General features: G+C 57.9%; 37 protein-coding genes. 33 read left to right on the top strand and 4 right to left on the bottom strand.

Features of this window, described 5'->3' with window-relative positions; all coding sequences use genetic code 11:
- The first annotated feature begins 73 nt into the window (after positions 1-73).
- The 20 genes from ACYZT4_RS10725 to ACYZT4_RS10630 all read left to right on the top strand — a co-directional run bounded on the left by ACYZT4_RS10725 (position 74) and on the right by ACYZT4_RS10630 (position 13,489).
- A complete protein-coding gene (locus tag ACYZT4_RS10725; protein ID WP_461987613.1) occupies positions 74-535 on the top strand; it encodes a hypothetical protein in 462 nt (153 codons plus the stop codon).
- Positions 532-1,002 (top strand): hypothetical protein, encoded by a 471-nt coding sequence (locus ACYZT4_RS10720; protein WP_461987611.1) that lies wholly within the window; start codon positions 532-534, stop codon positions 1,000-1,002. The genes ACYZT4_RS10725 and ACYZT4_RS10720 overlap by 4 nt, the downstream gene beginning before the upstream one ends.
- Positions 999-1,271, top strand: coding sequence for a hypothetical protein (locus ACYZT4_RS10715; RefSeq protein WP_461987609.1), 273 nt, complete (start codon positions 999-1,001; stop codon positions 1,269-1,271). The genes ACYZT4_RS10720 and ACYZT4_RS10715 overlap by 4 nt, the downstream gene beginning before the upstream one ends.
- The gene (locus ACYZT4_RS10710; RefSeq protein WP_461987608.1) at positions 1,268-1,888 is read left to right on the top strand and encodes a recombination protein NinG; all 621 of its coding nucleotides are present in this window, start codon (positions 1,268-1,270) and stop codon (positions 1,886-1,888) included. Before ACYZT4_RS10715 ends, ACYZT4_RS10710 begins: the two co-directional genes overlap by 4 nt.
- A complete protein-coding gene (locus ACYZT4_RS10705; protein WP_461987607.1) occupies positions 1,885-2,430 on the top strand; it encodes a hypothetical protein in 546 nt (181 codons plus the stop codon). The genes ACYZT4_RS10710 and ACYZT4_RS10705 overlap by 4 nt, the downstream gene beginning before the upstream one ends.
- Positions 2,431-3,088: 658 nt before the next feature.
- Complete coding sequence (locus ACYZT4_RS10700; protein ID WP_461987605.1) at positions 3,089-3,391, top strand: hypothetical protein; 303 nt, start codon at positions 3,089-3,091, stop codon at positions 3,389-3,391.
- 349 nt (positions 3,392-3,740) lie between these two features.
- Positions 3,741-4,046: a hypothetical protein gene (locus tag ACYZT4_RS10695; RefSeq protein ID WP_461987603.1), complete on the top strand. Its 306-nt coding sequence runs from the start codon at positions 3,741-3,743 to the stop codon at positions 4,044-4,046.
- A 219-nt stretch (positions 4,047-4,265) separates the two neighbouring features.
- Entirely contained in the window at positions 4,266-4,460 is a 195-nt protein-coding gene (locus tag ACYZT4_RS10690) for a DUF7940 domain-containing protein (protein ID WP_461987601.1), read from the top strand.
- A gap of 149 nt (positions 4,461-4,609) precedes the next feature.
- Complete coding sequence (locus ACYZT4_RS10685) at positions 4,610-4,804, top strand: hypothetical protein (RefSeq protein ID WP_461988645.1); 195 nt, start codon at positions 4,610-4,612, stop codon at positions 4,802-4,804.
- Positions 4,805-5,053 (top strand): hypothetical protein, encoded by a 249-nt coding sequence (locus tag ACYZT4_RS10680; protein ID WP_461987599.1) that lies wholly within the window; start codon positions 4,805-4,807, stop codon positions 5,051-5,053.
- Positions 5,054-5,120: 67 nt separating this feature from the next.
- On the top strand, positions 5,121-5,327 hold the full coding sequence (locus tag ACYZT4_RS10675; RefSeq protein ID WP_461987597.1) for a YodC family protein: 207 nt from the start codon (positions 5,121-5,123) through the stop codon (positions 5,325-5,327).
- Between the two features lie 53 nt (positions 5,328-5,380).
- Positions 5,381-5,998 carry a hypothetical protein gene (locus ACYZT4_RS10670; protein WP_461987595.1) on the top strand — a complete coding sequence of 206 codons (618 nt, stop codon included), beginning with the start codon at positions 5,381-5,383 and terminating at the stop codon, positions 5,996-5,998.
- Position 5,999: 1 nt separating this feature from the next.
- A complete protein-coding gene (locus ACYZT4_RS10665; protein WP_461987594.1) occupies positions 6,000-7,487 on the top strand; it encodes a terminase in 1,488 nt (495 codons plus the stop codon).
- The gene (locus tag ACYZT4_RS10660; RefSeq protein WP_461987592.1) at positions 7,487-8,950 is read left to right on the top strand and encodes a DUF4055 domain-containing protein; all 1,464 of its coding nucleotides are present in this window, start codon (positions 7,487-7,489) and stop codon (positions 8,948-8,950) included. Before ACYZT4_RS10665 ends, ACYZT4_RS10660 begins: the two co-directional genes overlap by 1 nt.
- Positions 8,925-10,010: a minor capsid protein gene (locus tag ACYZT4_RS10655; RefSeq protein WP_461987590.1), complete on the top strand. Its 1,086-nt coding sequence runs from the start codon at positions 8,925-8,927 to the stop codon at positions 10,008-10,010. The genes ACYZT4_RS10660 and ACYZT4_RS10655 overlap by 26 nt, the downstream gene beginning before the upstream one ends.
- 35 nt (positions 10,011-10,045) lie before the next feature.
- Entirely contained in the window at positions 10,046-10,510 is a 465-nt protein-coding gene (locus tag ACYZT4_RS10650) for a DUF6998 domain-containing protein (protein ID WP_461987589.1), read from the top strand.
- Between the two features lie 77 nt (positions 10,511-10,587).
- Positions 10,588-11,298, top strand: coding sequence for a hypothetical protein (locus tag ACYZT4_RS10645; protein WP_461987587.1), 711 nt, complete (start codon positions 10,588-10,590; stop codon positions 11,296-11,298).
- A 10-nt stretch (positions 11,299-11,308) separates the two neighbouring features.
- Complete coding sequence (locus ACYZT4_RS10640; protein ID WP_461987585.1) at positions 11,309-12,277, top strand: major capsid protein; 969 nt, start codon at positions 11,309-11,311, stop codon at positions 12,275-12,277.
- Between the two features lie 49 nt (positions 12,278-12,326).
- Positions 12,327-12,923, top strand: coding sequence for a hypothetical protein (locus ACYZT4_RS10635; protein ID WP_461987583.1), 597 nt, complete (start codon positions 12,327-12,329; stop codon positions 12,921-12,923).
- Between the two features lie 62 nt (positions 12,924-12,985).
- Positions 12,986-13,489, top strand: coding sequence for a DnaT-like ssDNA-binding protein (locus tag ACYZT4_RS10630; RefSeq protein WP_461987581.1), 504 nt, complete (start codon positions 12,986-12,988; stop codon positions 13,487-13,489).
- Here ACYZT4_RS10630 and ACYZT4_RS10625 read toward each other — a convergent pair.
- Positions 13,486-13,782, bottom strand: coding sequence for a hypothetical protein (locus ACYZT4_RS10625; protein WP_461987579.1), 297 nt, complete (start codon positions 13,780-13,782; stop codon positions 13,486-13,488). The genes ACYZT4_RS10630 and ACYZT4_RS10625 overlap by 4 nt on opposite strands.
- 29 nt (positions 13,783-13,811) lie before the next feature.
- On the opposite strand from ACYZT4_RS10625, the gene ACYZT4_RS10620 reads away from it, so the two are divergent.
- From ACYZT4_RS10620 to ACYZT4_RS10610, 3 genes are read left to right on the top strand one after another with little or no spacing between them, the layout of a single operon-like run.
- On the top strand, positions 13,812-14,180 hold the full coding sequence (locus tag ACYZT4_RS10620) for a hypothetical protein (protein ID WP_461988643.1): 369 nt from the start codon (positions 13,812-13,814) through the stop codon (positions 14,178-14,180).
- Entirely contained in the window at positions 14,177-14,773 is a 597-nt protein-coding gene (locus ACYZT4_RS10615) for a hypothetical protein (RefSeq protein WP_461987578.1), read from the top strand. The genes ACYZT4_RS10620 and ACYZT4_RS10615 overlap by 4 nt, the downstream gene beginning before the upstream one ends.
- Entirely contained in the window at positions 14,770-15,186 is a 417-nt protein-coding gene (locus ACYZT4_RS10610) for a phage tail terminator-like protein (RefSeq protein WP_461987576.1), read from the top strand. Before ACYZT4_RS10615 ends, ACYZT4_RS10610 begins: the two co-directional genes overlap by 4 nt.
- 8 nt (positions 15,187-15,194) lie before the next feature.
- Here the strand turns inward: ACYZT4_RS10610 and ACYZT4_RS10605 are convergent, their stop codons facing one another.
- On the bottom strand, positions 15,195-15,701 hold the full coding sequence (locus ACYZT4_RS10605; RefSeq protein ID WP_461987574.1) for a hypothetical protein: 507 nt from the start codon (positions 15,699-15,701) through the stop codon (positions 15,195-15,197).
- A gap of 173 nt (positions 15,702-15,874) precedes the next feature.
- Here ACYZT4_RS10605 and ACYZT4_RS10600 point away from each other — a divergent pair, with 173 nt between their 5' ends.
- Genes ACYZT4_RS10600 through ACYZT4_RS10565 form a run of 8 tightly spaced genes read left to right on the top strand, consistent with a single transcriptional unit; the run spans position 15,875 to position 22,355 of the window.
- Positions 15,875-16,522 carry a phage tail protein gene (locus tag ACYZT4_RS10600; RefSeq protein ID WP_461987572.1) on the top strand — a complete coding sequence of 216 codons (648 nt, stop codon included), beginning with the start codon at positions 15,875-15,877 and terminating at the stop codon, positions 16,520-16,522.
- 9 nt (positions 16,523-16,531) lie between these two features.
- Positions 16,532-16,915, top strand: coding sequence for a phage tail assembly chaperone (locus ACYZT4_RS10595; RefSeq protein WP_461987571.1), 384 nt, complete (start codon positions 16,532-16,534; stop codon positions 16,913-16,915).
- A 47-nt stretch (positions 16,916-16,962) separates the two neighbouring features.
- A complete protein-coding gene (locus tag ACYZT4_RS10590) occupies positions 16,963-17,235 on the top strand; it encodes a DUF1799 domain-containing protein (RefSeq protein ID WP_461987569.1) in 273 nt (90 codons plus the stop codon).
- A 27-nt stretch (positions 17,236-17,262) separates the two neighbouring features.
- Positions 17,263-20,274: a phage tail tape measure protein gene (locus tag ACYZT4_RS10585; protein WP_461987567.1), complete on the top strand. Its 3,012-nt coding sequence runs from the start codon at positions 17,263-17,265 to the stop codon at positions 20,272-20,274.
- A gap of 3 nt (positions 20,275-20,277) precedes the next feature.
- Positions 20,278-20,619: a phage tail protein gene (locus ACYZT4_RS10580; protein ID WP_461987566.1), complete on the top strand. Its 342-nt coding sequence runs from the start codon at positions 20,278-20,280 to the stop codon at positions 20,617-20,619.
- A gap of 11 nt (positions 20,620-20,630) precedes the next feature.
- Positions 20,631-21,383 (top strand): phage minor tail protein L, encoded by a 753-nt coding sequence (locus ACYZT4_RS10575; RefSeq protein ID WP_461987564.1) that lies wholly within the window; start codon positions 20,631-20,633, stop codon positions 21,381-21,383.
- 2 nt (positions 21,384-21,385) lie between these two features.
- Complete coding sequence (locus ACYZT4_RS10570) at positions 21,386-22,150, top strand: C40 family peptidase (protein WP_461987562.1); 765 nt, start codon at positions 21,386-21,388, stop codon at positions 22,148-22,150.
- 25 nt (positions 22,151-22,175) lie between these two features.
- The gene (locus ACYZT4_RS10565; protein WP_461987561.1) at positions 22,176-22,355 is read left to right on the top strand and encodes a hypothetical protein; all 180 of its coding nucleotides are present in this window, start codon (positions 22,176-22,178) and stop codon (positions 22,353-22,355) included.
- Here ACYZT4_RS10565 and ACYZT4_RS10560 read toward each other — a convergent pair.
- Both ACYZT4_RS10560 and ACYZT4_RS10555 read right to left on the bottom strand, forming a co-directional pair.
- A complete protein-coding gene (locus ACYZT4_RS10560) occupies positions 22,339-22,587 on the bottom strand; it encodes a hypothetical protein (protein WP_461987560.1) in 249 nt (82 codons plus the stop codon). The genes ACYZT4_RS10565 and ACYZT4_RS10560 overlap by 17 nt on opposite strands.
- Positions 22,588-22,854: 267 nt before the next feature.
- Positions 22,855-23,343, bottom strand: coding sequence for a hypothetical protein (locus ACYZT4_RS10555; protein WP_461987558.1), 489 nt, complete (start codon positions 23,341-23,343; stop codon positions 22,855-22,857).
- Positions 23,344-23,533: 190 nt separating this feature from the next.
- Between ACYZT4_RS10555 and ACYZT4_RS10550 the strand changes: the two genes are divergently transcribed.
- Entirely contained in the window at positions 23,534-23,935 is a 402-nt protein-coding gene (locus ACYZT4_RS10550) for a hypothetical protein (RefSeq protein ID WP_461987556.1), read from the top strand.
- A 93-nt stretch (positions 23,936-24,028) separates the two neighbouring features.
- Positions 24,029-24,379, top strand: coding sequence for a hypothetical protein (locus ACYZT4_RS10545; RefSeq protein WP_461987554.1), 351 nt, complete (start codon positions 24,029-24,031; stop codon positions 24,377-24,379).
- The last annotated feature ends 51 nt before the right edge of the window (positions 24,380-24,430 follow it).

Raw genomic sequence — 24,430 nt, 5'->3', positions numbered from 1 at the left:
TGACACTGGCCTGCACCCTGTTGGGATTTGCCATCGGCGTGTTCTGCGTCCTCATCACTGTGGTGCTGACCTCATGAGCTTTCTGATCATGCATCAAACCCAGCCGACCGATAACACCTGTTTCTCGACCTGCATGGCGATGGTCAAGGCTGATCCAGCTGGATATGTGGTCTCGAAAATTCACGACTGGTATTGGGCCGGCGATGTGAGCACAAGGCAGGTGCTGGACAAGCTGGAGATACCTTTCCAGTCTTTTGACACCGCAGATCTGCACGTCTTCCAAGGCAATGGGGTTTACCTGGTAGCCGTTCCATCCGTAAACCAGCCCGGCGGCTTGCACCAGATCCTTTGTGAATGCTTCGAAGGAATGTTCGTAGTCCACGATCCATGCAAAGGCCTTGCTGGCAGCAAACACTACGTTGCCGCTCTGACCGAAGGCGCCCAGAACGAGGTCAAGCTTCACGGCTATGTCATCGACGCTTTCATTCCGCGGAGCTACTTGCTCGGGCGGTACGCGCAGAGGGCTGCGGGATGACGGACAAGATCAGCGTCAACAGCCAGGCCAAACTCACTGAGGCAATTACCTGCCTCAACGCGATGTTCCGCGAGAAGAAGTTCGTCGTGGTCTCGCTGCGCCCGGGCAAGGATCGCACCCTCGACCAGAACTCCCTGTGGTTTGGGATGTACAGGCGCATTTCCGAGATGACCCAGATCGGCGACGCGGCCGATGCCCGGCGCTACTGCAAGCTGCACTTTGGCGTGCAGATCCTGCTGAACGAAGACTCGGGATTTCAGGCCGCGTGGTATCGGGTGATGCGGCATCTGCCCTACGAAGAGAAGCTGGCCATGATGGGCGAGTGCAAGTTATTCGGCCCTGACGGCTTTCCGGTCACCAGCCTGTTCAATCGCGCCCAGGGCATCCAGTACACCGACCGCATAGCTGCATTTTTTACCAGTCAGGGCGTGGTGTTCACCGACCTGCTCAGCAAGGAGGCTGCATGAGCCATCAATTCAAGCAGGGCGATCTGGCACTGATCCTTGTGCCCAATTATCAGTTCACCGCGATGTCGACCGTATCACTTGTGATTTTCATCCTCGAAGGCCAGGGCGCAATTGAGCCGGACGGCACGCGCTGGTTGGCACCTTATGCGGGTTGGATTGTTGAGCGTGAAGGCGAGGACGGCTATGGATTCTTTCGACCTCAGCACCTCATGCCGCTGCGCAGCGACTTTTCCTCGGAGCATCAGAAGTCGCGGGAGGTGGCCGCATGAAGCGAACCGAGTTGAAGCGCACCGCGCCGCTCAAGGCCGGCGGCATTCAGGACCGCCAGCGCCGGAAGAAGCGCTGCAAAGTCTGCCAAGTAATGTTCGCCCCCGCGCGCGACTTACAGGCGGTGTGCGGCGAGATCGCTTGCGCCATCGCCCATGCGCCGGCGAACCAGGTGCGCGCACGCAAAGCCTTGGCCGAGATTGATCGCAAAGAGATTCAGGTCCGCAAAGAGAGGCTGAAGAGCAGGGCGGATCATCTCAAGGACACTCAGCGCGCCTTCAATGCCTGGGTACGTGAGCGTGACGCCGATCTGCCGTGCATCAGTTGTGGCCGCCACCACCAGGGCAAGTACGACGCAGGGCACTACCGAACCGTTGGCAGTAATCCAGCGCTCCGCTTCGAGCCGCTCAACTGCGCAAAACAATGTGTGCCCTGCAATCAGCACAAGTCCGGCAACGTCGTGAGTTATCGAATCGAGCTGGTCAAGCGCATTGGCGCCGACCAGGTCGAGTGGCTGGAGGGGCCGCATGAGGCGAAGAAGTACACCGTCGATGAGCTGAAGGCGATGACCGCCGACTACCGGGCAAAAACAAAAGAGCTGAAGGGGAGAGCGGCATGACTTATCGCAACGTGGTATCCGCAGTTGTCCGGGCGCTCGCCGCCGAAACCATCAACTCCGCCGGCGGATGTGATTTTGAGCCAAAGGTGCAGTGCGCCAAGCAGAAGGGGGAGATCGTCGGCAAGGAGGCTGCATTCCTGACCGACTGCTGGGTATTCGGTCGACTGCACAAGTCGTTGTCAGCGGTGCACTGGCGGGCGCTGGTGGCGAAGTACTCCACGCACGACGAGCGCAAGCATGGGGCGATCCTTGAATTGATCAAGACGGCGCAGTCGCCAGCGCCGCAGCGCTTCCGGGAGTGCGCAGTGCTGACCTGGGCAATTCCGCAAGTAGCGGGCGCCGAGGGCAAGCGTTCCGCCGCGGTACTGCCAGCAGCCTGGTACGACATCACCAATTGGGACAACGACGGCAAACCGGAATCGACCCGGTACCGGTGGCGCTCGAACATCTGGAAGGCGCTAGATGATCAAGTGAACGAAGCACTCACAGCGGCTCAGGAACTGCTCGATACAGAGGGCCTGATCGAAAGTTGCGCGGCGTAGCAAATAGCCATTGCAATGAGTGAGAAAGTGAGAGAGTATTTATCCATCCTGTCGTCATTACGCGTTAGGGATTAATACTTTAAAGCCTCGCTACTTTGCGGGGCTTTTTGCTTTCTGGGGACGAGGTGATATGGATACGCCTGCTCAAGAGCTCCACCGGTTTTACTTCGACGCAATGCTTGTGCCTGGGCTACTGTCGTTTGCCTTGGTCGTCCTCTTGGTAATTTTCCGGGGAAAGTATCCTGATACCGCTCGAGCATGGCTCTGGGCAGTGTTTGCTGCAGGTTTTCTAGGGATCACTTGTGTGCCGCATGCATGGCAAATTCTGTTTCCAGAACCCTGCGTTATCCGGTTTTCCTCCCCGACAGATATGTGCTTCTTTAGCCCATCAGCTCGGTTGCAAGTTGGCGTGTTCTTTGGTGGGCTAGGGGCATTCGTGGCTTTTTTGATAATGAAACTTTGGCGAATCACTGCCAATAATTTCAAGTACGGATCACCGCCCAAATGAGAGCGTCGACCCTTTCTTCCTCCGATTTTTAGTCCGGCCATTCGCCGGATGTTTCGTTTTCGCCGTTCGTCCAGCGCCCGGCACTTGCAGCGCGTCGCCGCCTCTCAAGTTTAAGCACGGACATCCCGCGCGCCAGACCGGAGAGCGAACATGGACATTAATGAAAATGCGCCTGGCAACATTTCTCAGAAGGGCGTAACGAGCAACACGGACAACGAAACAGGCCATGATCCTGCGAAGCATGAGCTTGAAGCTCCACTGCCTGCTGACGACGAATCGCCTGTCGATGAAGAGATGCTGGATGTGGATGCCGTAAACTCGGTGTCGAGCGAGCATCCAGAAGCGGGAACGAGGGGTCGCGACGATGATCCGGATGCAGACCCGCAGATGAATGATCAGGATGATAATGAGACCCGCGGCTTGCCTGCGAGCGACCCGGAATCAGGTGCCTGATCAAGCTTTTAATTATTTTCAATAGCCCGCCGAGAGCGGGCTTTTTTACGTCTCAAATTCACCTGTAGCCAGGGCAGCCTTCGGGAAGGCCTGGACACTGATAAGCCGGCAAGTGCAGTGCTACGGAAAAACACCGGCAGTCCGCGAACCCCGTCCTCACCATGCTTACGGGGTTGCGCGAGATTGGATCTGCGAGATCGATGCATTAGGGCGTCGACGCAGTGAAAGTCTTTGGCGGACAGCGCGGAAAGACGCGCGCACCTATTCAGGGCCTTAGCAAACGCTGGGGCCTTTCTGTTTTGGGCTATGCCCAGGCCAACGCAGGCCTCTTTTATTCACGGTACCGCCAATGACTATTGCTGATAGCACCACATTTAAGGTCGCTGTCCCGATACTTCAAACGATCCTGTCGGCCGGTGCCATTGGTGCGTTTGTTTACGTAGTCGGGTCCCTTGGCTCGCTGCAGGTGCAGTTGGCCGCCTACCAAACCAGCCAGGCGCTGATCGGCCAGAGGGTCGACTCTTTGGAGCGCTCAAGGGAGTCGACAGACAAGTTCGTCGATTCCCTTCGCACATCGACCCAGCGCCAAGAGTTCCAGATCAATCAGCTCGGCGAGAGCCTTAAAGGTATCGCCCAGATGGGTCGGCCCAAGTGAAGCGCTTGCTGATCGTCCTCATGCTGCTCACGGGTTGCACGCAGAAAGACACGATCCAAGAGCCTCCGCAGGTTCAACGCACAACCGTCTATCGATACACCAGCGGGCAATGTGTACCCGCCGAGGGCCAGAGCGCTGACTTGCGCCAGGCTTTGAAAAGTCGTGACGAGTGGAAACGCTACGCCGAACGCCTCGAAAAACTACCTGGAGCTACAACTAATGACCCTGATCGATAACTGGAAACAGGCCCTAAGCATGGCCAGCGTGCAGACCGGCGGCGCAATCACCGTGCTTGGCGTGGCTGAGCAATTGATGCCATCGCTGCAAGCAGTATTGCCTCCGATTGCCTACGGCGTGCTGGGGCTACTGGTGATGATTGCTCGCGTGATCCTTCAGCCGAACCTGAACAAGTAGTCCGCGACACGTTTCGCGAATCCTCAAATCGTGTCGCGACATCAAAGGAGAAAGCCATGAGTAACGGACGAACAGATTCAACTTGCCGCGGTGACATGAGGCTCGGCACCGGCTGTGGGCATTGCGTCCGCTGCACTGCAGCTGGGGCTATTGCGCCAACCAACGTCACCCGCCTGCACCACGCATTGCCGCTGAGCCAGGACATCAACAAGACGCTGACCGATTTGGACAGTGCGTTCGCCAAGGCCATCGACGCTGCCAAATCTGCCGGGTTGCCTCAAGGCATTGTGGTCGCAACCCTGCACGGGCACGCCCTGGTGCAGACCAACATCATGGTGAGCTGAATGACCGTCAAGGTTCTGGAGTTCAAGCGGGAGGACTGGCGCGACGCCGCTAAGACCCTGCGCAAGATTGCTGACGATCTTGATGCTGGCGAGCATCCGGAATGCACGGTTGGCGCCTTAACCCTGATTGGGCCGAAGGGCGAAGTGACTGTGTTCGGGTTGGGGCCTAAGTGCGACGACTTGCAGTGTCTGGGTGCGATGCGCCTGGGCGAGCAGAAGCTGATTGATGTGCTGCTGGATCCTGAATAACTTGCGTGCCATTGAATTAGCATCACACGTCCCCATGTAGATATTTCACCTACAAAGGAGCTGTGAGATGTCTGATTTTAAGAAAGGCGATGTGGTTCAGCTGAAAAGTGGCGGACCTAAAATGACCATTCAGGATTTGGGGGACTATGGACCGACCGGTCCTGAAGAAGGCGCGCATTGTGTTTGGTTCGAAAAGGAAAAGCGCCAAGAAAGCGTATTCGATGTTGCGACGTTGAAATTGCCGGCCGCGCCTGTTGGGCCTCTGGTGTTCTAAATCGATCACGTTCCCGACCCCGCCTTGTGCGGGGTTTTTTATTTGGAAGACTCATGACAACCAAGCAACCTGACTGGGAGCGCATTGAACAGCTCTTCCGGGCTGGTCTGCTCTCAGTGCGAGAGATTGCCGCTGCATGCGGCGTGTCTCACACAGCAATCAACAAGCGGTCAAAGGCTGACGGCTGGGACCGTGATCTGAACGCCAAGATCAAGGCTAAAGCGGATTCGCTGGTTTCCAAGCGGGAGGTTTCCACAAAGGTTTCCACGGAAACGCTGGCAACCGAACGTGGAATCGTGGAGGCCAATGCTGAGGTCATTGCTGACATTCGGATGGCCCATCGCACTGACATTGGCCGCTCTCGTCGTCTGGCCAACAAGCTGCTGGATGAGTTGGAATCGCTCACCGATGAGCAGGGCTCTATCAAGTCGCTGGTCAAGCAGTTTAAGGAAGGCGATCACGAAGACGGCGAGGCGATGGCTGACATGCTCGCCCTGGCCAACAAGATCGGCGCGCTCCCATCCCGGACCAAGACCATGAAGGAGTTGGCCGAAACGCTGAAGACGCTGGTTGCCTTGGAGCGCCAAGCCTACGATCTGGACACGAAAGCCGGCGGCAGCGACGCCGATGAGCTCTCGAAATTGATGGACGATCTATCGAAGGAAGCCTGACATGAAGCCCGAGCACTTGAAGCTGCTCAGGGACAAGCGCTGGAGGCTGAACAATCTCTATTTCATCACCGACAAGCAGGGCAAGAAGGTCCGCTTCCGGATGACGGACGAGCAGATCGAGTACTTCGATGGGATGCACACGCGCAACATCATCCTGAAGGCTCGGCAGCTCGGCTTCACCACTGAGTGCTGCATCATCCAGCTGGACGCCGCACTGTTCGAGTCGGCCAAGTGCGCACTGATCGCCCACACGCTGAACGATGCAAAGCGTCTGTTCCGCGAGAAGGTCAAATACGCCTACGACAACCTGCCTGCCGAGATACGCGCGGCGAACCCGGCGAGCAACGATGCGGCCGGTGAGCTGGTGTTCAGCAAGGGCGGTTCGCTCTACGTCAGCACCTCATTCCGGGGCGGCACACTGCGCTACCTGCATGTGTCCGAGTTCGGGAAGATCTGCGCCAAATTTCCTCACAAGGCTCGCGAGATCGTCACCGGCGCCTTCGAGGCCGTGGCCACCGACTGTTTCGTCACCATCGAATCGACGGCGGAAGGCCGAGCCGGCTACTTCTTCGACTATTCGCAGAGCGCGGAACGCCAGCAACTGGCCGGCGTGCCCCTGGGCTTGCTGGACTGGAAATTCTTTTTCTTCAGTTGGTGGAAGAACAAAGCCTATTGGCTTGACCCGACTGACGTGGTCATCCCGCAGCGCCTGACCGACTACTTCAGTGAATTGCACGCCAAGCACGGCATAGCAACGAACGACGGCCAGCGCGCCTGGTACGCCGCCAAGGAGAAGACGCTCGGCGATGACATGAAGCGGGAATACCCGTCGATTCCCGTCGAGGCGTTTCAGCAGTCGGTCGAGGGCGCCTACTACGCGCAGCAATTGACCAAGCTCTACGCCCAGCAGCGTATCGGTGCGCTGCCGGACAACAGCCACCTGCCGGTGATGACCGTTTGGGACATCGGCGTTAGCGACTCAACAGCCATCTGGTTCGTGCGTCAGGTTGGCGAAGAGTTTCACGTCATCGATTACTACGAGAACTCCGGCGAAGGCCTACGGCATTACATGAAGGTGCTCAAGGACAAGGGCTACGCCTACTCCGAGCACTGGGGCCCGCATGACATCGAGAATCGCGAGTTCGGTAGCGATGCAAAAACGCGCAAAGACATTGCCCGAGAAGGCTATGAAATTGACGGTCAGGTCTACCGAATGACGTTCCAGGTGGTTCCGAAGATCGGCGTGGACGATGGCATTGAGCAGGCTCGCGAGATTCTGGCCAAGTGCGCATTCGACGAATCGAAGTGCGAAAAAGGCATCACCGCGCTTGAGAACTACCGCAAAGAGTGGGATGACAAACGCGGCTGCTGGAAAGACAAACCGCTGCACGACTGGACGTCTCACGGCTCCGACGCCTTCCGGTACTTCGCTGTCGCCAAGAGCGCAAGGAAGCCGGTCAAATCAATCAAAATGGGATTCGCACGCTAATGGCAGACGTCACTTACACCCGCCCGGAGTACGACGCGGCACAGTCCCGTTGGCGGCTGGTGCGAGACGTCTGCAAGGGCTCCGAAACCGTAAAGGCCCGCGGCGATGCTTATCTGCCAAAGCCCAACGAGCACGACAAAAGCCTCGAAAACATCGCTCGCTACAAGAGTTACAAGCAGCGGGCAGTGTTCTACAACGCAACCGGGAGAACCAAAAACAGCCTGGTGGGTGCGGTGTTCCGCACCTGGCCAACGCTGACTGTCCCCGGCGCACTCGACTACGTGTCCAAGGACATCGACGGGCAGGGCGTGAGCATTTATCAGCAATCGCAATCGGTCATCGGGCATCTGCTTGAAGTCGGCCGCCACGGACTGCTGGTGGACTACGTCGCTGTCAAAGCTGGTTCAGTGAGCAAAGCGGACGAGCAGGCGGGTCGAGCCCGGGCGAGCGTTGCCAGCTACCCGACCGAGTCAATTCGCAACTGGAAAACTCGCAAGGTCGGTGGTCAGTACCTGCTGAGCCTGGTTGTCCTGCGCGAAGAGACGGACATCGACACTGATGACGGATTCGGCGGCGAAAAGGTTGTGCGATACCGCGTGCTTCGTCTCGATGAAGCGGGCTTCTACACGCAGGAAGTCTGGGAAGAAGGCAGCAGCGAAACATCGATGATTGTCCCGCCTTTCACGCCACTCAACGGCCTCGGCCTTCCATGGAAGATCATCCCGTTTCAGTTCCTCGGCAGCGAGAACAACGACACCAGCGTCGACGACTCTCCGCTGTACGACATGGCCGTGCTCAATATTGGCCATTACTGCAACAGCGCAGACTACGAAGATTCGGTGTGGTTTTCTGGCCAGCCTCAGTTCTGGATCTCTGGCCTTGATGAGGCTTGGCGCGATCACCTGGAAGCGAACGGCATCTATGTCGGCTCCCGCGCACCATTGACGCTGCCGGTCAGTGGGTCGTGTGGTTTCGCGCAGCCTGAACCGAACACGCTTGTCAAAGAGGCCATGGATGCCAAGAAAGAAGACATGGTGTCGCTCGGCGCTCGGTTGATCGAGCGGGGAAGCGCGGTGAAGACTGCTACCCAGGCCGACAACGACAGCGCCGCCGAACACAGCGTGCTGTCGCTGGTGGTGAGTAACGTAAGCGAGGCCTACAGCCAGTGCCTGTTATGGATGGCTGAGTTCGTGAACGCCCCGGGCGAGACGCTCTACAAGCTCAATCAAGACTTCAGCCAGATCAGCCTGGACGCAACGATCCTCACTGGTCTGTTCAACGCGGTCCAGGGCGGCAAGCTGCCGTCGTCTGACTTCTGGCAGTACCTGCGAGATCGCGGGGTTATTGATCCCGAGAAGACCGACGACGAGATCCGGGACGAGCTGGAAGCTGAGGCACCGGCGCTCGACTTGGACGACGACACCGAGGTGAAACCAAATGGCGGCAAACCAAGCAATCCTTGATGCCACGATTCGGCACGCCGTCTTCCTCGAGCAACTGAAGTCGGGGGAGGTCGCGAAGTTCGGGCCATTTCTCAAGGAGATTGACCGCTCGATCCGTGAGCGGCTGACCCGGGCGGACCTGACGGATTACACCATCGTCCGTCTGGAGCGGCTGCTGAGCGAAGTTGACAGTCTGTTGCTGGGCATCTTCGACCGGTACAGCGAGAAGCTGAACCTCGACCTGGTCGACATCGCCAACTATGAGGCCGAGTTCGAAGCGACCAGCCTGACCCGAGCAGCACCGGTGGGCGTCTCGTTTGATGCGGCAGTGCCTGGTGCTGCTGCGATCCGGTCGGCCATCCTCACCAATCCGCTCAGCGTGCGCGGTGCTGATGGCGGCAAGCTGCTCAAGTCGTTCATTGATGGCTTCATCGCCACCGAACGACAACGCCTCACTGGCGCGATCCGGCAGGGCTTCTTCGAAGGCCAGACGAACTTCCAGATCATCAAGAACATCCGCGGGACCAAAGCGCTTCAGTACAACGACGGGATTCTGGCTACTACCAACCGGAACGCCGGCGCCGTGGTGCGAACTGCGGTCCAGCACGTCGCCACCCAGGCGCGCATGGAGACGTTGAAGGAAAACAGCGACGTCGTGCAGGCGGTGGAATGGGTCAGCACCCTAGACACGAAAACTACCAGCCATTGCCGGACGCTCGACAAGCAGCGTTTCAAGCTGACCGAGGGGCCGAGGCCGCCGATTCATATCAACTGTCGCTCGACGATCGTTGCCGTGACCCGCTTCAGCGCGCTGTTTGCCAAGGACGCCACTCGGGCATCCATTGGCGACGGCGGCGCCCAGCAGGTAAGAGCGGACCTCAGCTATTACGACTGGCTTCAGCAGCAGCCGGCAGCGTTTCAGGACAGGGCTATCGGACCGGTCCGCGCTAAGTTGTTTCGCGAAGGCGGGCTGACTATCGAGCGATTCTCTGAGCTGCAGCTTGATCGCAACTTTGCACCTCTGACCCTTGTGCAGATGAAGGTTCTGGAGCCTCTGGCGTTTGTGCGAGCAGGCATTTGATACTCTTCCATCACATGGTGAATGGAGGCGTGTACATGAAAGAAGAGATTCAGCAGCAGATATCCGACGCACTTGGGCAGTTATTCGATGCGGTCTCGAAGCTTCAATTGGCGTACCCAGGGAAACCCTTTACTCCTGACGGCCGACTGGTGGGCGATATCGGCGAGGTCGTCGCCAGTCTCAACTACCAGATCACTCTGAATGAGGGGCTGACGAAGCATCACGATGCGGTTGCTGATGACGGGCGCTTGGTTCAGATCAAAACCACATTCAGCGATCACCTCACCTTTCCTGTGCATCACGTTCCCGACTATTACATCGGTATCAAGCTGCAACCGGATGGATCCTTCGAAGAGATATACAACGGCCCCGGACAGCTGATTTTCGACCAACTGGTGAACCGGAAACCCACGCGAACCGGGCTCCATGGCGGCTTGATGAGCATGCTGAAGAGAATCAACAAGGATGTCCTTGACGCGGAACGGATCCCGCAACGATAAAACCACTACCAACCCGCTTCGGCGGGTTTTTTTATGTCCGCAGGCAGGGCCTGCACTCGTCTCTGGGAGACAACCAAATGGGTTTGAAATATCAGCTGGACACTCTGGACGGTCTCGATGACTCCGTTAAATCGCTCTACACCGAGAAGGAAGGAAAGTTTGTCCTCGGTATTGAAGGCCTGCCGCAACCAGAAGACGTATCCGGCCTGAAGGCCAAGGTTGATGAACTGCTCGGCGAGAAGAAAACGGCCGAGAAGAAAGCGCGCGAGGCTGAAGAGCTGGCCCGCACCGAACGTGAAGAAGCTGCTCGCAAGTCCGGCAACGTTGAAGAGCTCGAAAAGTCATGGTCCGAAAAGTACAACCGCCGCGAAGCTGAGCTGAACGGCACGCTGGAGCAGGAGCGCACAACGCTGAGCACTCAGATCCGGGATCTGACCGTCGGCCGTACCGCTACTGACATCGCGTCTGCACTGGCAATCCCAGGCAGCGCCAAAGCCCTGTTGCCGCACATCGAACGCCGATTGAGCGTCGAGCAGCGCGACGGGAAGCCTGTTGTGGTCGTACTCGACCAGCAGGGCAAGCTCTCTGCGGCAACGCTGGATGAGCTGAAAGCAGAATTCGCAAACGACACGGCGTTCGCGCCGTTGATCGCGGGTAGCAAGGCATCGGGCGGCGGGGCCGGCGGTGCGGGAACAGGCGGCGGGGCCGCGAAAGGCAACATCGGCGGCACCAAGACGGAACGCACTGCGGCAATCGCCAGCAAGTTTCCGGACCTCCCTCTCAATTAAGGAATAATTCATGTCCCTGTCTCAAATGCAGGTCTTCAACGATTACGTCATGCCGGCGACGCTGGAGACCCTTGATCAAATGCTCGCGGCTTTCAACGCCGCAAGCAATGGCGCGATCGTGCTCTCGCCTGACGGCTTCACCGGTGACTTTCTGCAGGAGTCTTTCTTCCAGAACCTCGGCGCAGCACAGCGTCGCGTAAACCGCTACGCCGCGCAGGCCGCTGTGACCCCGGTGGATCTGACCGAGCTGCAGAACACCACGGTGAAAGTTGCCGGCGGTTTCGGCCCGGTACGCTACGAGCCGTCTCAGATGACCTGGCTGCAGCGTCCAACTGCTCAAGGCATCGAGGTCGCGTCCCGGGCGTTCGCTGAGATCCTGCTCAAGGATCAACTGAACACCGCGATTGCCGCTCTGGTTGCCGCGATCACCGCCCAGGCTGCCGCGGTCAACGACGTGTCGGCGACCGCCGGCATCTCGCAGGCAGGCCTGAACAGTTCGCACGCTAAGTTCGGCGACGCGAGCCAGAATCTGGTCGCTCAGGTCATGACCGGCAGTTCGTGGCACAAGCTGGTCGGGCAGAACCTGGCCAATGCCCAGAACCTGTTCTTGGCTGGCAACGTTCGTGTTGTCGACATCCTCGGCAAGACTTCCGTAGTGACCGACGCCCCCGCACTGTTGCAGACCGGTACTCCAAACAAGGAAATCATTCTGGGCCTGGCGTCCGGCGCGGCGCTGGTGCATGACGGTCGGGACATCATCTCGAACGTGCAGACCACCAACGGTCAAACCCGCATCGAGACCACCATCCAGGTCGATTACACCTTCGGTCTGGGCCTGAAGGGCTTCACATGGGACACCGCGAACGGCGGCAAGTCGCCTACCAGCGCTGCGCTGGCCACCGGTACCAACTGGGACAAAACCGCCACCAGCATCAAGGACACCGCTGGTGTTGCTCTGATCGGTGACGCTTCCAAGTAACCCCTGATAGCTGAGCCGGGCTTGCGTCCGGCTCAGCGAGGACATGATCATGAGCAACAAGAACATCTGGTATCTCCCGGGGCCGTTCCACCAGTACCAGGAAGACGTGAAGGCACTGGCCAAGAAGGCCGGCCTGCGCATCATCGACGCGAATGTGACCGAAGGTCGTGAAGATGAAGCTGAAGACACGCCCGAAGTAAGGCTGAAAGAAGTCGAGCAGAATCTGATTCTGGTCGTTGGCGCTGGTGACAATCGCGTCGAACTGGAAGCGCTGATCGGTAAACTGCAGATCGAAAGCGATACGGTCCGCGCTGTCATTGATGGCTTGGACGCCGGCGAGATTGAAAAGCCGGAAGCTGGTGAACTTGCAATCCGCCTTTTCCATTCGCTCGACGCCCTGCGCCTCCAGATGGCCGCCCTGGTTGATCAGCGCGATGCTGAAGCTGAACGCGCAAGCAATCTGCAAAAGCAGGTGGATGACCTGTTGGCTCAAGCTGCCCAGGCCAGGCTGGAAACGGACGAAACCAAAGAGGCAAAGGACATTGCTGAGCTGAAGGCCCGGCTCGACGCTGCTGGTGTGACTTACCGGGCAAACGCCTCGAAAGATTCCTTGGAAAAGCTCGTCGCCGATCTGCCCGAGGCGTGATACTGCTGGCTACCGGAAAACCGGTGGCCATTCCTTCAAAATTCAATCCAGCGAGTTGATCCATGACACTCATCATCGAGGACGGCACCGGCAAGCCAGACGCCGAAAGCTACGCGAGCGCCGCGGACTTGGTCATGTACGCCGGCAAGTTCGGCGTGACCATTCCTGCGGACGAGCCCGCGCAAGAAGCACTGCTTCGCCGGTCCGCCTTGGCGATGGATGGAATGGCGTGGAAAGGCCGCAAGACGGACAGCGATCAGGCTCTGGCTTGGCCGCGCCGGGGTGTCGAGTTGGATCAGCAGATCAAGCCTGACAACTACCTGCCGGCGCGAATCCAGTACGGGCAGATGGCCTTGGCCGCCGAGATTCATCAGGACGATATTGACCCGGTGGAGAAGCGCAAAGGTGCTGTGACGCTGGAGCGTGTCGAAGGCGCGGTAACCCGTGAGTATGCGACGATCTCCAACACTAGTGGTCGACTGTTGCCGGCCGCGCCGGATAGGCCGAGCGCCACGCAGTTCGCTGATTATCTCGCCAGACGAGGCCTTTTTGCAGTTAGAGCCTAAAGCCCTAAATCGTCATAAAGCTTCTCGCCGGTATACCAAGACAGCCCTCGGCCTCCGTGGCAGAGTGCCTCCGTAATAGAGTCTAGTTTTTCCAGATCTACGTTGGGATTTCTGTCCCTCGGGAAGCAATCGTCCAAGATTTTCGCCGCGAGACCGGCTATTACAGGATTTTGTTTGGAAAGCGCATTTGCTACCGCATGGGCAGCGGTAACTTTTTTGGCATTTACGGTGCCGCAGTCGCTTTCCACTGCCTGCCTGAGCTTGTGAACTGCGTCTAACACTTCGGGATACATTTCTTAAATCCATTCGAGGAGGTTTGATCGTGCCATTTTACGACGAGATGGCCGTGATGGCTCTGGAGATGATTACAGAGTTCGGCCAGCCCGTGATCATTCGGGAAATCACTGTCGGCGAGTACGATCCCGAAACCGGTACCGCACCGCCCGACACAATCACCGAGCAAACCGCCCAAGGCATCTTGCTCGATTTCACCGGCCAAGAATTTCAGAACAACAGCCTCATCAAGCAGGGCGACAAGAAGCTGAAGGTCGCCGCGCAGGGGTTGGCGTGGGTGCCTGATCTACTGAACAAAGTGATCGTTCAGGGGCGCATCTGGTCAATCGTCCCGCCGCTGAAAGAGGTCAACCCGGCCGGCACTCCGATTTTGTATGAGCTGCAGGTGCGGTCATGAGCCGCGCTGGCTCCGGCCAGTCCGGCAGCTTTGCCCTGAGCCTGGCCGAATTCGCAGCCCAAGCCACTGAAGCCATCGACGCCAGCCTGCGCGAGATCATCATCGAGATCGGCAGCAGCGTCATACGCATGTCACCGGTGGGCAATCCCGAGATTTGGGCGCAGAACGCGGTGGCCAGCCAGTACAACAATGCTGTGGACGATCACAACAGCGGCTTGCGAAGCGATCCGACCAACCTGTCGAAGGCGGGACGCCTCAAGCCCGGGCGAAAGCTGAACGATGGTATGGATATTGTCGCTCCCGAGGGATACGTCGGCGGTCGCTTCCGGGCGAACTGGCACCTCTCGATCGATGTCGTTGAAAGTGTCACTTTCGACGAGGTAGATCCCGGCGGCCAGGCGACAATTGCTGCACTGGTTTCCGCCGTGAGCGACTTCACCGCGGGACAGACCGCCTACCTCATCAACAACCTGCCGTATGCGATCCCGCTGGAGTTTGGGCATTCGACCCAAGCACCCGGCGGCATGGTCCGCATCACCGTGGCCCGCTTCCAGCAGATCGTGCAGGAGGCCATCAGGAACAACCAAGTATGAGTCACAACATCATTGCCTCAATCTTTGAGGCCAAACTGATCGCTTGGGCAAAAGCGTTGCCGACCCCCCTGAAGGTTGTCGTCGAGAACGAGGCATATACACCGGTCAACGGTGCCACCTACCTCAAGGCCTTCACGCTGCCGGCCGACACAGCAAGCAATACGCTCGGCGGCGACCACAAGCTGTACACCGGCGTTTTTCAGGTCAGTATCGTGACGCCGTCGGGCAAATACCGCGGTGCGGCTGGCGCGCTGACTGATCAGATTGCCGAGCTGTTCCCTCTGTACGAGCGAGTCACGAAAGGCGCGTTCACCGTGGTGACCATGAGCCCGGTTGACCCAGGCCCCGGTATTTCCGACGACACCACCTTCACTGTCTCTGTGTCGTTCCAATACCGAGCCGATGTTGGCTGAAACTGAATTCAATCGGCCAAGCAATTGGTGATTCTTTGGGCCACTAATTTAAGGGAGTTATGTAGCGCCTCAACGTGCATCGTTGCCTCCTCCGAGGCATTCAGCTCGTTGAACCCGTAACCGGAGTTAACCAAAATATTGCGAAATACATACTCGACTCCGCTGTCTTTTCTGATGGCGACAACGGTGAATTTCGTGAGTGATCTCAGGCTGGTTCCCATCACTGTTATGTAATAGCTCCCCGTGCCGGGCATGACCACTCGTTGTTTGGACGGATCGGTAACAGGCGCTATCGAGTCATTTGTTATTTGCTGAACCATGCAGAATTGGATCTGCTCAAGAGACGCTTTGTTGGTATCTCGAAACCGCATTTCCTGCAATGTCGGCCATCCATTCTGGGCAGTACTCACGACTATGTCTGGATTCTGGGAGGCGAGTCGCGTAGTGGCGGGCGGGACACTCGCACAAGCAGTAAGCGCGCAGACAGCAATGGCGGTACAAAAAATTTTGAACATTACTCATCCATGATTCAGAAGGGGGGGCGGCATTGTAAACAAATGATTAGATGCTGGCTCACATTCAATCCTCAGCATCGCAGGGTTGCAGAAGACCTGTAGACATCCCCTCTATGACCTAAACCGAACCCGCTTGCGAGCGGGTTTTTCATTTTCTGAAAAGAGGAAACCCCATGAGCGTCAAGATTCCCAACGGCACCACGTTCGAGATTGCGGCCACCCTGAGCATTCCCAAGGCATTCACTGCCATCAGCAACGCCAAGCCGGCGGTGCTCACCGCTGCCGCGCACGGGCTTACTGATGGCGACGTTATCGTCATCGACTCCGCCTGGGCGAAACTCAACGGTCGCCCAGCTCGCGTCACTGACTCGGAAACTGGCGAGTTCGCGGCTGAAGGCTTGGATACCACAAGCGTGAAGAACTACCCGGCAGGCTCAGGTGCGGGCACGGTTCGTGAGGCGTCTGGCTGGACCCAGCTCGCACAGATCACTGAGCCCACGGCCAATGGCGGCGAGCAGCAGTTCCTCACATACGGTTTCCTCGAGGACGATGATGACCGTCAGCTGCCGACCAACAAATCGGCCAGCAGCATGACCTTGCCTGTCGCTGATGATCCGGCCCAGGCATACGTCGCGATCGTTGAAGCGGCTGATGACGACAAAGAGCCGCGCCTGATCCGCGCAAACCTCCCGGGCGGCGCAACCATTTACTACTACGCGTACGTGTCGATCACGGCGACTCCGACGCTGAGCCGAAACAACATCATGACCCGGACGATCACTCTGTCGTTCGCCTCCCGCCCAACTCGTTACAACGCCTAAGGGGTTTCCATGGCCAAGTTTTCCATCGCGCCCAAACCGACGTTCACCGTAGATGTGGCAATCCCCCAGGTTGGCGGGAAGCCGGCCATGGTGCCGTTCACCTTCAAGTATCGCGACCGCACTGAACTTGCTGAATTGTTCGACTCTTGGAAGGCGAAGGCAGAAGCCATCGGTGAAAGCTTCAAAGGGACCGAGCCGACGCTCACCGACCTTACTGCGGCAGAGGTAAAGCAAGGCGTCGATCAGATCAAGGATCTGGTCGTGTCGTGGGCCTTTGGCGACAAGCTCAACGATGAGTCGATCACGGCCTTAGTGAAAAGCTGCATCGGCGTGTCGGATGCCGTCGTAAAGGCGTACAGCGAAGCCTTCGGCAAGGCCCGCTTGGGAAACTGACAGCCGCTGCCCGTGCGCTCTACGAGGCTGACGGCGATCCCGAGCAAATGGCGATGTTCGGTTTCTCGCCAGAGGACTACGACGAGACCTTCGAAGTCTGGCCGGACAATTGGAAGTCGTTCCTCGTCATGGATTCGATGTGGACTCAATGGCGCACAGGCGCATGCGGCGCAACCGGCCTCGACTACGGCGTGCTGCCGAACGTAATGAAACTCGTCGGTGTTTCAGCAAAGGATCGCCCTGGCGTGTTCCAAGACATCCGCGTAATGGAATCGGAAGCCATCGCGGTGATGGCTGAAGCCCGTGACAACAGCCCGTGAAGACGGGCACATATTCAAGGTGAGTCGATGAACATTGCAGAACTCGGCATCAAGGTCGATTCGGCTGATGCCGCCAACGCTGCGACCGATCTCGACAAGCTCACCAAGGCTGGCGATCGCGCTGAGCAGTCGGCCGTCGGCCTGATGAAGGAAATGGAAGCGCTGGAAAAGTCGCTTTCGAAAGGCGCGACCACCACGCAGGACCTGGCCAAGCAACGGGAGAGCCTGGCGAAACTCACGAAGACCGGCGCCTATGGCGAGGCCGAATTCACCAAGATCACCGCGCAACTCGACAAGCAACAGGTGGCGCTGGCCAAGTCGACGCTGGATGAACAGAAAGCTCTGAACAGCCTGCTCGGTGCCATTGACCCGGCCCGCGCGGCCATGTCCAAGCTGGACACTCAGGTCGAGCAACTGGGCAAGCACCTCGACGCCGGCCGTATCAGCCAGGACCAGTACAACTCTGCGCTGGGCAAGATTGATGGCAACTATGCAGCGCTGGAGGAAACCGCCACAGGCTTCGATAGGCTGAAACTCGGCACCCGCCAGGCTCAGGAAAACGTCGTTCAACTCGGTAACGCGCTGTCGTCAGGCGACTGGGGTAGTGGCGTTCGCGCTGTGGCTCAGTTGGGTGCAGGGGCTGGCGCTTCGGCCGCCGGACTTCTTGCCATTCTGGCTCCGATTGCCTTGGCCACTGCCGCTGTGGGCGCCTTGGGCTACGCCTATTACAAAGGCAGTGAAGAGCAGGACGCCTACAGCAAGGGCCTTATCGTTACTGGTAACTCTGCGGGGCTCAGTGCCGAACAGCTGGGCATTATGGCGCGGCAAGTCAGCGCAACCGTCGGCACGACCGGTCAAGCAGCGGAAGTACTCGCGCTGCTGGCGGGCAACGGGAAGATCGCTGGCGACAGTTTCGCCGGAATCACCCAGGCGGCCGTGTCCATGCAGGAAGCAACCGGCAAGGCTGTCAGCGAAACAGTTGCTGAATTCTCCAAGTTGGCGGACGACCCGGTTAAAGCATCCGCCGCGCTCAATGAGCAATATCATTACCTGACAGCCTCGGTTTACTCGCAGATCGCAGCACTGGAGAAACAGGGCGACCACGCTGGCGCTGTGAAACTGGCGACAGAGCAATACGCTGACGCGATCAGCGAGCGTACGCCAAAGATCCTCGAAAACCTGAGTTTCTGGGAAAAGGGCTACAACGCGGTCGCGCGCGCGGCGGACGGCCTGAAGAACATCGGCCGGCCAGATATCGATGCTGATATTGAGCAGGCCCGGCGCAATCTCACGCGGGCGCAGTCCGGCGATATAGGTCTGTTTCAGAATCAGAAAGAAATGGTCGAGGTGTACAGCAATCAGCTGAACATGCTCGAGGATCAAAAAGCCGCAGCGGCTGACATTGCAAAATGGGATGGCGAGCAGGCGAAGGCCCAAAATGACGCCGTCGTCGCCATGGGCAAAGTCGACACCTTGACCAAATCCGCGCTGACCAACGAGCAGAAGCGTGCAGAGGCTCTCAAGGAGTACAAGAAGCAACTCGACGACATCCGCAAGGTTGCTCCGACTGATCCCCGGCTGAATCAGGCGGCGATCGACAAGAACATTGCGAACATCAACGACCAGTTCAAGGACGCCAAGACACCGGCCGGCAGCGTCGACACCACCGGTTTCAACAACGCGAAGAACGCCTTGGCCGAAACGCTGGCGTATTACAAAAACGCCGACAAAGAACTGGAAGCTTCCCAGCGCGCCGGAGTAATCAGTCAGGCCAGCTACACCGAGCAACGCGTCAGTTTGCTGAAGCAGCAGGCTGATGAAGTTGAGCAAGGCTACAAAGCTGAAATCGATGCGTTGGAGGCGACCAAAGCAAAGAAGGGCACGACCGGTGCCCAGATCATCCAGTTGGATCAGAAGATCTCCGACGCCCGAACCGCCATGGTCAAGGCGCAGCAGGACAGCGACAGCGAACTGGCGATCATCGCGACCAACGAAGAAGGCCGTTTGAAGAAGCAGGCCCTCGCGGTGAGCACCTACACCAGCGCTTTGCAGCAGCAGGTCGAGACACTTCGGCAGCAAGGGTTGCGTGCAGCGTCCGGACTTGGCCAGGGCGATCGGCAGCGCGGGCTGACGGATCAGCAAAACGGCATCGACGATCGTTTCAACCATCAGCGGTTGGAACTCGCCAACCAATATGGCGATGGTTCACGGGGCATGAGCCTCGACGAGTACACCAAGAAGCTGGCAGCGCTGAAAACCACGCAGCAGGATCTGCACGACACCGTTCAATCCAACTACGATGAGATGACCGCCGCCCAAGGTGACTGGAGCGCCGGCGCATCGTCAGCGTGGCAGAATTACCTGGAGTCGGCACGGGATGTCGCCGGGCAAACCAAAAGCCTGTTCACCAATGCCTTCAGCTCTATGGAAGACGCGATCGTCAACTTCGCCATGACCGGGAAGCTGTCGTTCGCTGATTTCGCGAAGTCGATCTTGGCAGATATGGCGCGCATCGCGACGAGGCAGGCCAGCTCATCGGCACTGAGCGCTATTTTCGGCTTGGCGGCATCGGCCGGTGCATCGTACTTCGGTGGCGGCACAGGTTCGTCGGGATCAGCCCAGGCTGATTACACCGGCACAGACCTTTCAGGTTTCACTCCGATTCCAAGCGCCAAGGGCAATGTCTTCGACACACCTGGTCTCAGCGCCTATTCGAACAGTGTGGTCAGCTCGCCGACTATTTTCCCGTTCGCCAAGGGCGCCGGGCTGATGGGCGAGGCTGGGCCAGAGGCAATCATGCCGTTGACCCGGACTACCGGCGGCCAGCTGGGAATTCGGTCGCTCGGCGGTGCAGGAGGGACTGCGATCAGCGTTCAGGTATCCATTGCCAGCGATGGTTCAGCAACTTCCACGACCGACGATCCTGCCTACGAACAGTTCGGCAAGGACTTGGCCGACTTCGTTGATCAGCGTTACCAGAAGCTGGTGACCAAGGATCTGGGGCAGGGCGGGCGAATTAAAAGAGCCATCACGGGGTGATCCATGGCAATTGAGCGATTCACCTGGTCGACGGAAAAGGGTGCGACTGGCGATATCAAGCAGCGCATCCGATCCAAGGGATTTGGCGACGGTTATAGCCAGTCCGTGTCGGATGGAATCAACAACAAAGTGCAGTCCTGGCCGGTCAGCTACACCGGTACCGCGGCGAGGATCAAGGAAATTATCGTATTCCTTGATCGCCACAAGGGCGCGAAAGCGTTCCTATGGACGCCGCCGCTCGGTGAGCTCGGCTTGTACAAATGCCCCAACGGCTACCAGCCGTCTCACAAAGGCGGAGCGGTCTACGTCCTGACCGCGACCTTCGAACAGACTTTCCACCCCTGAGGTAGCGCCGCATGGCATTGATCACGGACATCCAGAAACTGGAGCCCGGCGGCGAGATTCGTCTGTTCGAAATCGACGGCACGGAATACGGCGCAGACTTTCTGCGTTTCCATGCCCACGCGATTCCGCACACGCCCGCTGAACTGTTGGCCTATGAGGGCTCCGTCGAAGAACTGCCCGCGAAATCGATCTGGTGGCAGGGCAACGAGTATGCGGCCTGGCCGGTGCAGATCGAGGGCATCGGCGCCGACAGCAATGGCAGCGCGACTCGCCCTACGTTCATGGCAGGCAACGTGAATGGTCGCATCACCGCGCTATGCCTGGCATTCGACGATCTGCTCAAGTTTCAGCTCACCGTGCGCGAAACCATGGCGCAGTACCTGGACGCCGTGAACTTCCCCGAGGGCAACCCGACTGCCGATCCGACTCAAGAGGCATTGGAAATCTGGTACATCGACCAGAAGACCGGCGAAGACGGTGAGGTCGTGCAGTGGGAGCTTTCCTCACCGGGAGAGATCGACAACCACGGATTGCCCGGGCGCCAGATGACCACCTTCTGTCACTGGGCGATGACCGGCGGCTATCGAGGGCCGAACTGCGGATACACCGGCGGCGCGATGTTCGATGACGACGACAACCCGACGGATGACCCAAGCAAAGACCAGTGCAAAGGCGGGCTGAACTCCTGCAAGTTGCACTTCGGCGAGAACAACGAACTTCCCCACGGCGGATTCCCCGCTGTTTCGCTCATCGCACGGAGCTGACTATGCGCAAGCACATCTTGAGCGCGATGGCAGCACACGCGGCCGCGCAGTATCCACGGGAGGCTTGCGGGCTGCTGCTGGCGATCGGCAGGAAGCAGCAGTATTTCCCGTGCCGCAACATCGCTACCGAGCCAACTGAAGAGTTTCGAATCGATCCGGAGGACTACGCTGCGGCGGAAGACGTGGGTGAGGTAATCGGCATCTTCCACACGCACCCGGACGCAACCAGCCGACCTTCACCGCATGACCTGGCTATGTGCGAGGCGACGGCGCTGCCTTGGCACATCTTGAGCTGGCCGGAAGGCGACTTGCGCAGCATTACCCCGACCGGCCACACGCCGCTGCTCAATCGCCCCTTCGTCCACGGCGCATGGGATTGCTGGCAGGTCTGCGCAGACTGGTACCAGCGCGAGTGGGGGCTAGAGTTTGAAGCCTTCAAGCGGGCTGATGGCTGGTGGGAAAGCGCCGATGCTGAAAGTCTGTACGAAGCGAACTACGAGGCTGCCGGGTTCGTGCGTGTGGACCAGCCGCAGCGTGGTGACATGATCGTCATGGCGGTTGGCCGGACGGCTCATCCGAACCATGCCGGGATTTTCGTCGGCGCCGACCCGGCGCTGCCCGGTGAAGAGTCAAACACTTTCGGGCCCGGCCCGTTTCTCTTGCACCACCTATATGGGCGTCCTAGCGAGATCATCGTCTTCGGTGGACCTTGGCTCGACCGAACGCGCCTGATTCTAAGGCACAAAAATGCACAACCAACCACTTAACGCGGCGAGGCCGCTGGAGCTAATTATGAATCAGCCATTTGAAATTTCCGCTGACGGCAAGGTGCGCATTGTCGGAGGAGCGATTATCGACAATGCGCAGCCTTTGGGTAACGAGAAAAAGCTGGCCGAAAAGTGGTCAGTGGCAATGGTTAAAAACCCAAACACCGGCCACTTTTACTCGGCAGGGTTCAAGCTCTCCCAGTGATTCCCAAGGTAAGGCTATCTACGAAGTTATCGTAGATGTCTTTGTCGATATCGCTGTACGACAGTGATTTCAATTCTGCCAAATCAGCAGCGATTGCATCTGCGATAGCTGGGTTGCCCGCCGAAATTCGCTTGCCCAGCACGGCTGTTGTATTTGAATTGAACAGAATCAGGGTTTTTACTACGGTTTCCAGATCGCTCAAGCGCTGATCCAGGGCTTTCATATCTACCATCAGTAACTCCTAGTTTAGAAGCGCCGAAATTGGCGCATTCCCAGTCCTTGGGCTTGCAGGCAAAGGACTGGGGGTATCCGTTGCGTGGAGGCAGGAGGCTACTACGGTGAGGTGCGGCGCGTTAGTGGTGTTCCATCCACGCTGGATGCTTGGCCAGGTCCGAAAGTTCGTGCTTGCACGCTCCGAAGCGCCTCGGTTGAGGCAGCTACGGTTCGCTTAAAATTATTCCGAGGATACTGGCTTAGCTAAGCTCGGCCGCGCTTCCACTTAGTAGGTACGCATAAGAAGAGTGATTCGCGAGCCGTTGTTTACGGTTTCGTATTCTCTCCCTACCTGCAAATTGGCTTTGACGTGGCCGGACTTGTGTTCGTTGCGTTCCTGATTCTGGAAGTCATAAACGATATCGGCTTTCGCTTGGCCATCAGAGGAGAGCTCTGTCACTACGCAACTGATGTATTCAGATGATGCACTTCCCCTCGCGCTTTTATCATTTGAGGCGGCAGCTGCAACATGGCCCACGATGCTGGAGCAGTTACCAGAATAGGAGCCGACCCTAACTTGAAGAAAAAACGGCTTGAGGTTTGGGTCGTTCTGATCTACGTCCGCTTCATAAATGACCTTTCCATTGTAGGTCATTGTTTGATGGCTCATCGCTGGTATATGCGGGAACGGCTCAGTGACCGGCTGCTGGGCCGCAGCAGAAGTAGCCCCTAGGATAGTGAGCAGCGAAAGGGTGTTTACGATACGAGCAAGCATGCTGAATTTCCTTTTTATGGAACAGCTCTTTTCGGCACTATGCTCCGAATCTTTATGGCAAGGCGGCAAATTGCCTGATGACCAGCGATCGGATTGATAAGTAGATTTGAGGGGCGGCCCGATGTCGGTTTGAGCTAGAGATTAGAGATTAGAGATGCTAGGTTTCCGCACTAAACACGGAGGGAACGACATGCAGATTTTGATAGCAGCGATGGCCTTGGCAATGTCTATTTCTGCATCGAGAGTAATGGCATCCGACGACCTAAAAGTGGAAGTCCTCAGTAGGGCCCTTGCTTATCGCGAATGCGTGGAAACATACGCGCGTGCTCACGCAGGCCCAGGGGCATCCCCGACAGAGATTGCCGAGGCCGCGAATTTTCGGTGCCAGAAGCAACTTGAAGAGTTTAGGAGCTACTACCAGACCAACGCTGTCGACAGCTTCCCTATCGACGAGTCCAGCGCGAAAACGAAGAGCGTGACGTCTCAAGCGAAATCATATTTGCAGGCGCAAATGACCCAAAGCCTGAAGGAAGTACAGGATGCTGCGAAGGGTGAGGCTGCGGCCATAGTCATCGAACAAAGAAACCGATGACTGCTGCCCTTTTTACGTGCAGAACCGCGTGCCGGTTTTTTTCTATGCTGCTATCCCGATGATATCTTGCAACTTTCCACAGGAGTGACCGACATGAAATTATTCACAGGGGCGGTGGCAGTAATGCTGTTGGCGGGGTGTATGGCGCCGACGATGAACGAAGCCAGGCAGAAAGGACCGGATAAAATTCTGTACTCGAAAAAATCTGACAAGGCTGTGGCTCAATGCCTCCAATACGAATGGCAGAACCAGTCTCTGTTTGGGGTTACACCTGAGGCTACTCTTCAACCAGGTCGGGATGGGGGGTACACCGTATTCACGGCGGGCTCTGAATACTTCGTCGACGTCCAGCCAGGCGCCTCCGGTGCTGTAGCCAAATATTACGCGGTGCTGAACAACTGGATTTCCGCAAAAAGGCTGACCGCGCTGCAAAGTTGCCTGTAGAGAAATAATTTATTTTCAAAACCCGCTCCGGCGGGTTTTTTGTTGTCTGGA

It is taken from the genome of Pseudomonas sp. GB2N2, from assembly GCF_054897705.1.
The sequence above is the reverse complement of the archived record's forward strand: the minus strand, read 5'-3'. Positions and strand labels throughout refer to the sequence as shown.

Bases quoted from the DNA above. Each gene is read 5' to 3' on its own strand.
- ACYZT4_RS10660 (WP_461987592.1), top strand. From the start codon at position 7,487: ATGGCAGACGTCACTTACACCCGCCCGGAGTACGACGCGGCACAGTCC.
- ACYZT4_RS10580 (WP_461987566.1), top strand. From the start codon at position 20,278: ATGGCAATTGAGCGATTCACCTGGTCGACGGAAAAGGGTGCGACTGGC.
- ACYZT4_RS10675 (WP_461987597.1), top strand. From the start codon at position 5,121: ATGTCTGATTTTAAGAAAGGCGATGTGGTTCAGCTGAAAAGTGGCGGA.
- ACYZT4_RS10670 (WP_461987595.1), top strand. From the start codon at position 5,381: ATGACAACCAAGCAACCTGACTGGGAGCGCATTGAACAGCTCTTCCGG.
- ACYZT4_RS10700 (WP_461987605.1), top strand. From the start codon at position 3,089: ATGGACATTAATGAAAATGCGCCTGGCAACATTTCTCAGAAGGGCGTA.
- ACYZT4_RS10650 (WP_461987589.1), top strand. From the start codon at position 10,046: ATGAAAGAAGAGATTCAGCAGCAGATATCCGACGCACTTGGGCAGTTA.
- ACYZT4_RS10715 (WP_461987609.1), top strand. From the start codon at position 999: ATGAGCCATCAATTCAAGCAGGGCGATCTGGCACTGATCCTTGTGCCC.
- ACYZT4_RS10645 (WP_461987587.1), top strand. From the start codon at position 10,588: ATGGGTTTGAAATATCAGCTGGACACTCTGGACGGTCTCGATGACTCC.
- ACYZT4_RS10575 (WP_461987564.1), top strand. From the start codon at position 20,631: ATGGCATTGATCACGGACATCCAGAAACTGGAGCCCGGCGGCGAGATT.
- ACYZT4_RS10560 (WP_461987560.1), bottom strand. From the start codon at position 22,587: ATGGTAGATATGAAAGCCCTGGATCAGCGCTTGAGCGATCTGGAAACC.
- ACYZT4_RS10615 (WP_461987578.1), top strand. From the start codon at position 14,177: ATGAGCCGCGCTGGCTCCGGCCAGTCCGGCAGCTTTGCCCTGAGCCTG.
- ACYZT4_RS10605 (WP_461987574.1), bottom strand. From the start codon at position 15,701: ATGTTCAAAATTTTTTGTACCGCCATTGCTGTCTGCGCGCTTACTGCT.
- ACYZT4_RS10690 (WP_461987601.1), top strand. From the start codon at position 4,266: ATGACCCTGATCGATAACTGGAAACAGGCCCTAAGCATGGCCAGCGTG.
- ACYZT4_RS10655 (WP_461987590.1), top strand. From the start codon at position 8,925: ATGGCGGCAAACCAAGCAATCCTTGATGCCACGATTCGGCACGCCGTC.
- ACYZT4_RS10710 (WP_461987608.1), top strand. From the start codon at position 1,268: ATGAAGCGAACCGAGTTGAAGCGCACCGCGCCGCTCAAGGCCGGCGGC.
- ACYZT4_RS10630 (WP_461987581.1), top strand. From the start codon at position 12,986: ATGACACTCATCATCGAGGACGGCACCGGCAAGCCAGACGCCGAAAGC.
- ACYZT4_RS10590 (WP_461987569.1), top strand. From the start codon at position 16,963: ATGGCGATGTTCGGTTTCTCGCCAGAGGACTACGACGAGACCTTCGAA.
- ACYZT4_RS10550 (WP_461987556.1), top strand. From the start codon at position 23,534: ATGCAGATTTTGATAGCAGCGATGGCCTTGGCAATGTCTATTTCTGCA.
- ACYZT4_RS10695 (WP_461987603.1), top strand. From the start codon at position 3,741: ATGACTATTGCTGATAGCACCACATTTAAGGTCGCTGTCCCGATACTT.
- ACYZT4_RS10680 (WP_461987599.1), top strand. From the start codon at position 4,805: ATGACCGTCAAGGTTCTGGAGTTCAAGCGGGAGGACTGGCGCGACGCC.
- ACYZT4_RS10585 (WP_461987567.1), top strand. From the start codon at position 17,263: ATGAACATTGCAGAACTCGGCATCAAGGTCGATTCGGCTGATGCCGCC.
- ACYZT4_RS10555 (WP_461987558.1), bottom strand. From the start codon at position 23,343: ATGCTTGCTCGTATCGTAAACACCCTTTCGCTGCTCACTATCCTAGGG.
- ACYZT4_RS10595 (WP_461987571.1), top strand. From the start codon at position 16,532: ATGGCCAAGTTTTCCATCGCGCCCAAACCGACGTTCACCGTAGATGTG.
- ACYZT4_RS10725 (WP_461987613.1), top strand. From the start codon at position 74: ATGAGCTTTCTGATCATGCATCAAACCCAGCCGACCGATAACACCTGT.
- ACYZT4_RS10625 (WP_461987579.1), bottom strand. From the start codon at position 13,782: ATGTATCCCGAAGTGTTAGACGCAGTTCACAAGCTCAGGCAGGCAGTG.
- ACYZT4_RS10705 (WP_461987607.1), top strand. From the start codon at position 1,885: ATGACTTATCGCAACGTGGTATCCGCAGTTGTCCGGGCGCTCGCCGCC.
- ACYZT4_RS10600 (WP_461987572.1), top strand. From the start codon at position 15,875: ATGAGCGTCAAGATTCCCAACGGCACCACGTTCGAGATTGCGGCCACC.
- ACYZT4_RS10610 (WP_461987576.1), top strand. From the start codon at position 14,770: ATGAGTCACAACATCATTGCCTCAATCTTTGAGGCCAAACTGATCGCT.
- ACYZT4_RS10720 (WP_461987611.1), top strand. From the start codon at position 532: ATGACGGACAAGATCAGCGTCAACAGCCAGGCCAAACTCACTGAGGCA.
- ACYZT4_RS10565 (WP_461987561.1), top strand. From the start codon at position 22,176: ATGAATCAGCCATTTGAAATTTCCGCTGACGGCAAGGTGCGCATTGTC.
- ACYZT4_RS10545 (WP_461987554.1), top strand. From the start codon at position 24,029: ATGAAATTATTCACAGGGGCGGTGGCAGTAATGCTGTTGGCGGGGTGT.
- ACYZT4_RS10570 (WP_461987562.1), top strand. From the start codon at position 21,386: ATGCGCAAGCACATCTTGAGCGCGATGGCAGCACACGCGGCCGCGCAG.
- ACYZT4_RS10640 (WP_461987585.1), top strand. From the start codon at position 11,309: ATGTCCCTGTCTCAAATGCAGGTCTTCAACGATTACGTCATGCCGGCG.
- ACYZT4_RS10665 (WP_461987594.1), top strand. From the start codon at position 6,000: ATGAAGCCCGAGCACTTGAAGCTGCTCAGGGACAAGCGCTGGAGGCTG.
- ACYZT4_RS10635 (WP_461987583.1), top strand. From the start codon at position 12,327: ATGAGCAACAAGAACATCTGGTATCTCCCGGGGCCGTTCCACCAGTAC.